This is a genomic window from Phenylobacterium sp. CCH9-H3, from assembly GCF_001557235.1.
Classification (GTDB): Bacteria; Pseudomonadota; Alphaproteobacteria; order Caulobacterales; family Caulobacteraceae; genus Phenylobacterium.
This window is the reverse complement of sequence record NZ_LSJI01000166.1, coordinates 1-4,362: the sequence shown is the minus strand read 5'-3', so window position 1 is coordinate 4,362 and position 4,362 is coordinate 1. Positions and strand designations below refer to the sequence as shown.

Sequence of the window (4,362 nt, the reverse complement as noted above, 5' to 3'; positions counted from 1 at the left end):
CCGGGTGCGAGGCCCTTGACGGCGGGGGCCGCTGTTAACGAACGATCCCTCACGCATGGCGGGCCCGCCTTCGCAAGCTCGGCTACTGAGGGGGCACACCACACAACGACCTCCAACCGTATCACGTCACCCAGGGCGTCAACGGCCTGCGGCCGTTCCCCTCCGCTCCGCCCTCAGGGCTCCGCTCCGGTGACTCCCCGGGGCCCGACGTGGCGGGGGAAAAGGTCGTTGCGCAAGGCGCGACGGCGATCCTTCACCTCATCTTGGAGTCATCGTCATGACCTTCTCCCTTCATGCCTTCTCGGCGTCCGACACCCGTTTCGATGTCCAGGCCGCGGCCCTGGAAGACGTCCGTCCGCATCCGACGGAGGACGCGCTGGTTCAGCTCGGCCATGTGCTGATGACCGAACTCATCGACCTCATCGGCGACACGGCCCTGGAAGATATGCAGACCATCCTGTGCGAGAGCCTGATCGGCGCCTTCCATTCGGCGGCCGGCCGGATCGAACGCGACGGGGACCGGGCGCGAGACCGGATGCGGCTGCTGGAGCGGGACTTCGACGGTTCCGAGCTGGCCGACACCGAGCTGCAGGAGGCGACGCGGGTGACGCGCGCAGCGGACGTGGCGCAGGCGGCGGCCGAGCTGGTCCGCGATGCCGCAGCCGAGGTCTACACGACCCAGACCGGCGAGGTCTGGACGGCGTGGCGCGGCAGCCGGCGCGGCACGCGGATGACCGCGGCGCAGCTGGAGGCTAAGGCGGCGATCCGGGCCGTGGAGCGCCGGCGTCGGGGCGAGGCGGACCCGGGTGGGCCCGTGGTCGCCTTCCGGGCGGCGCCGTTCGCCGACAGCGCGGAGGATGCGCAGCGGATCTTCGACGCCCTGAACTGGGCGAAGTCGGAGTGGCCGGACATGGCGCTGGCCACGACCGGAGCCAAGGGCGCGGAGCGGATCGCCATACGCTGGGCGCAGCAGAAGTCGGTGACGCTCGTGCTCGCGCGGGCGGACTTCGATCGGCACGGGAAGGCGGCGCCGTTCCGAGCCAACGATGACCTGCTGGCCCTGGAGCCAACCTGCTGCCTGACCCTGGCGCAGTCGCTGGAGCTCGGCCGGGCGGAACGCTCGCATCCGTTCGGACCCGCGCTGAATCTGGCGCAGCAGGCCACGGCGCGCGGCGTCCGGCACGTGGCGATCCTGGCCAAGGCGGCCTAGACCCAACCTCTCTTCTCCCTTGCCCGCTTGGCTTCGGCCGGGCGGGCTTTTCTTCGTTTGGTCGTCGGGTTGAGGGGGATCGGGACCGAAGGCCAGACGACAGTACCGACCCAACTCGGCGTACATCAGCCAGGAGTCGGGGTTGCGGATACTGATTGTCTCAGGTTGTTTGCTATTGATCGTTGTTGATGTGGCGGGCGTTTTTGGTCGGGAGGGCAAGATAAAAGGGTATTTTGGCGTTCTTCTTTCCGGTATTTGTTCAGATGGTTAGCAGCGCGGCAACGCGACCGGACGACTTGCGGTGACGCGCGGCCTCAGAATGAAGGTCGAGGTCTTCCGATGACGGTCCGTCAGGCGATGCAGGCGCGTCTCGAGACGCATGACGGTTGTGAGCATCGCGGCCGGATCGCACGCCTGCCGCGGACCCTGAAGGCGGATCGCAACGGCGTCCGGCTCGGCATGATGAAGCGTCTCGCCGCGTCGCGCCTCTTCGCGCTCGGCGACCGCGCCGGCGTGCTCAGGACGGCTCAGAAACGGTCAGGCCGTGCCTTCCGTCTGGATGTGCGCCAGCGCGTCATCGTCAAGGGTCTGGTCTCCCGGCACACCAGACAGGGCGCCCTGCGCGGCGAGGCCTTGAGCAAGCACCTGGCCTATCTCGGCCGCGCCGGCGCCGGGGCCGACGGGGAGCGTCCGGAGTTCTTCGACCGCGCCGAGGACGGCGTCGACGCTGCGCAGATCACGGACGGCTGGGGCGCCGACCGCCACCACTTCCGTTTCATCATTTCGCCGGAGCACGGCGACCGGATCGCCGACCTTCGCGACTACACGCGCGAGGTCATGCGCCGGGTGAGCGCGGATCTCGGCCAGCCGGACTTGGCCTGGGTGGGGACCTGCCACTTCGACACCGACCAGCCGCATGCCCACGTCGTCGTGCGGGGCCGCAAGGCCAATGGCCGCGACCTCGTAATTCCCCGGGACTACATGGGCTACGGCTTCCGGGCTCGGGCCCAGGAAATCGCCCACGAGCGGCTGGGCGATCTGTCCCGGGCCGAAGCGGAGCGCCGCATCTGGCGCGAGACCCAAGCCGATCGCTTTACTGGTTTCGACCGCCGACTGGAGCAGGCCGCCGACGCGCAGCGGATGGTCGATGACGGTGTCGGCGGAAGCGATGCCTGGGCGGCCCTGACGCGCGGCCGGCTCCGCAAACTGGAGGCGTTGGGCCTCGCGACGCGGGTCGGGCAGCGGTATCGACTGCATGACGAGATGGAGCCGCGCCTGCGCGGCCTTCAGCTGCGCCAGGACATCATCCGCACGCTCCACCAACGGCGTCTCGAGACGGGCCGCACCGTCCGGGAACTTGGCGCTGGGCGGGTGCGCGGCCGGGTTGTCGGCCGTGGCGCGCACGATGAGCTGGGCGGGGCGGCGTGGGTCATCGTGCGCGACCGGGACGGGGTCGAGCACTACGCGCGTCTCGCGTTCGCGCAGCAGCTCCCGGAGCTCGGCAAGACGATCGACCTGGCCGCGGGGCCGAGGGGCGCCCAGATCGGGACGTCGGTTCGATCCACCGGTCTCGAGCGCTAAGTCCCAACCGCCTGCCATATGCACTGTCGTCGGTGGAGGCTTCGCGCGAAGTTGGCTGCCCTCAGAGGTTGCGTGTCGAGCTATGCCGACGCCTCAGGGTGCGCAGATCAAGGTCAAGTCCATCTCAGCCGCAAGCGCTTGTCGTTCGCTTCCGTGCTCGCGAGAGGCGCGCGGAATAGACCCGTCGAAATGTGAGCCTTGGGTCGGGCTCTGGGCTTAGACGGCTTGGATATTCCCCAGGAGGTCCAGCAGCGCCCGGTTCATGTAGTAGCTCTCGCGGCCGATCTTGTGCTTTCGCATCAGGCCGATCCGCGTAAGTTCGTCGAGGTAGCGTGTCGAGCCGCGTCGTCTGGCCGGCCATCTGCCCGACCCCGTCCAGCATGTAGATGAGCCATTCTTCCCAGACGCCATCGGGACGGACCGCCTGCAACAGGCGATAGTAGTCGGCCTTGTGCTGGTTGATGTAGCGCGAGAGGTAGAGCACCGGCGTGCCCAGCAGGTCCTCCTTCACCAGATAGGATGTTCAGGATCCGTCCGGTCCGGCCATTCCCGTCGTAGAAGGGATGGATGGTCTCGAACTGGTGATGGATCACGGCCATCTTCACGAGAGGATCGAGGTCGAGCGTGTCCTCGCCGTTGATGAAGCGCTCGAGGTTCGCCATCAGCGGCGCGATCTCTTCGTAGCTCTGGGGCGGCGTAAAGACCACTTCCCCGGTCTTGTCGTTCTTCAGGGCGGTGCCGGGGAGGCGGCGAAAGCCTGCCTGATTGCGCTCCAGGGTCGCCTGCATGGCCAGGATGTCGTTGATGGTGATCAGCCCCGTCGCGCGGACCGTGTCGAAGCCTTCCCTCATCGCGCGCGCGCAGGCGTAGACCTCCTTCGCCGCGACGCTCGTGAACCGGGTTGGCCATGTCGTCACTGCGATAGAGGTCGTCGTGGGTCGTGATGATGTTCTCGATCGCCGAGCTGTCCTTCGCCTCCTGCAGCGAGAGCGTGTTGATCCGGCCGCGCCCTTCAGCTCCGCCAAGGCGCGGTGTGCAGTGGCGAGCTTCTTGAGGACCCGCTTGGTCTCCAGGTCCACGGACAGTGGCAGGAGCGGTGGGACGTGGCTGGCGACCAAGGCCATTCGGAACCGATCTGCATAGGATTTGGCGATTTTCCATACATGATCGGAGGACGTGTATAGACCTCGTCGAAGTTCCTTACATGCCGGCTGGACGCGTCAAGAGTCGCCGCTTCCTATGCAATGTGCGTCTCACATGTCTGGAAAAGCCGCCGACCTAAGCACATTGCCGGTAGACTTCCCGCGCCGAGAGCCGGGAGACCGCCTCGGTTCGCCGAGGACTCCGCAGACGCATGCCGCAGACCCGCCGTCAGTGGAGCTTGCGGTCACCCGTTACATGGTCGGTCTCGACCAGGGTCGGCCGTCCCGCCCGGCGCCCACATTCGAGCGGGCGCAGAATGTCGTCGTGGAAAGCGTCGACGATGATGGCGAGCGCGACGACGTGGCGGCTCTCGGGACAGTCCGCGGCAAGATCAAGAACGGCCCTGACGAGATTGCTGTAGAGCCGCT

5 protein-coding genes and 1 pseudogene are annotated in these 4,362 nt (G+C 67.3%); 2 read left to right on the top strand and 4 right to left on the bottom strand.

The genetic code is table 11. The annotated features are described in order from the left end of the window. The first annotated feature begins 277 nt into the window (after positions 1-277). Together AX721_RS14700 and AX721_RS14695 are read left to right on the top strand one after the other, a co-directional pair. Positions 278-1,210, top strand: a complete 933-nt coding sequence (locus AX721_RS14700) for a DUF2493 domain-containing protein (RefSeq protein ID WP_068876738.1) — start codon at positions 278-280, stop codon at positions 1,208-1,210. Between the two features lie 339 nt (positions 1,211-1,549). Next, entirely contained in the window at positions 1,550-2,791 is a 1,242-nt protein-coding gene (locus AX721_RS14695) for a DUF3363 domain-containing protein (RefSeq protein WP_068876737.1), read from the top strand. Positions 2,792-3,007: 216 nt separating this feature from the next. Here the strand turns inward: AX721_RS14695 and AX721_RS28805 are convergent, their stop codons facing one another. The 4 genes and pseudogenes from AX721_RS28805 to AX721_RS27970 all read right to left on the bottom strand — a co-directional run. Further along, the gene (locus AX721_RS28805) at positions 3,008-3,100 is read right to left on the bottom strand and encodes a hypothetical protein (protein WP_363080452.1); all 93 of its coding nucleotides are present in this window, start codon (positions 3,098-3,100) and stop codon (positions 3,008-3,010) included. Beyond that, complete coding sequence (locus tag AX721_RS28350; RefSeq protein ID WP_197424659.1) at positions 3,091-3,642, bottom strand: Fic family protein; 552 nt, start codon at positions 3,640-3,642, stop codon at positions 3,091-3,093. The genes AX721_RS28805 and AX721_RS28350 overlap by 10 nt, the downstream gene beginning before the upstream one ends. A 94-nt stretch (positions 3,643-3,736) precedes the next feature. After that, positions 3,737-3,952 (bottom strand): annotated as a pseudogene (locus AX721_RS28800) (hypothetical protein); the annotation flags it as partial. A gap of 210 nt (positions 3,953-4,162) precedes the next feature. Then, a partial coding sequence (locus AX721_RS27970) for a hypothetical protein (protein ID WP_197422586.1) occupies positions 4,163-4,362 on the bottom strand: 200 nt, incomplete at its 5' end.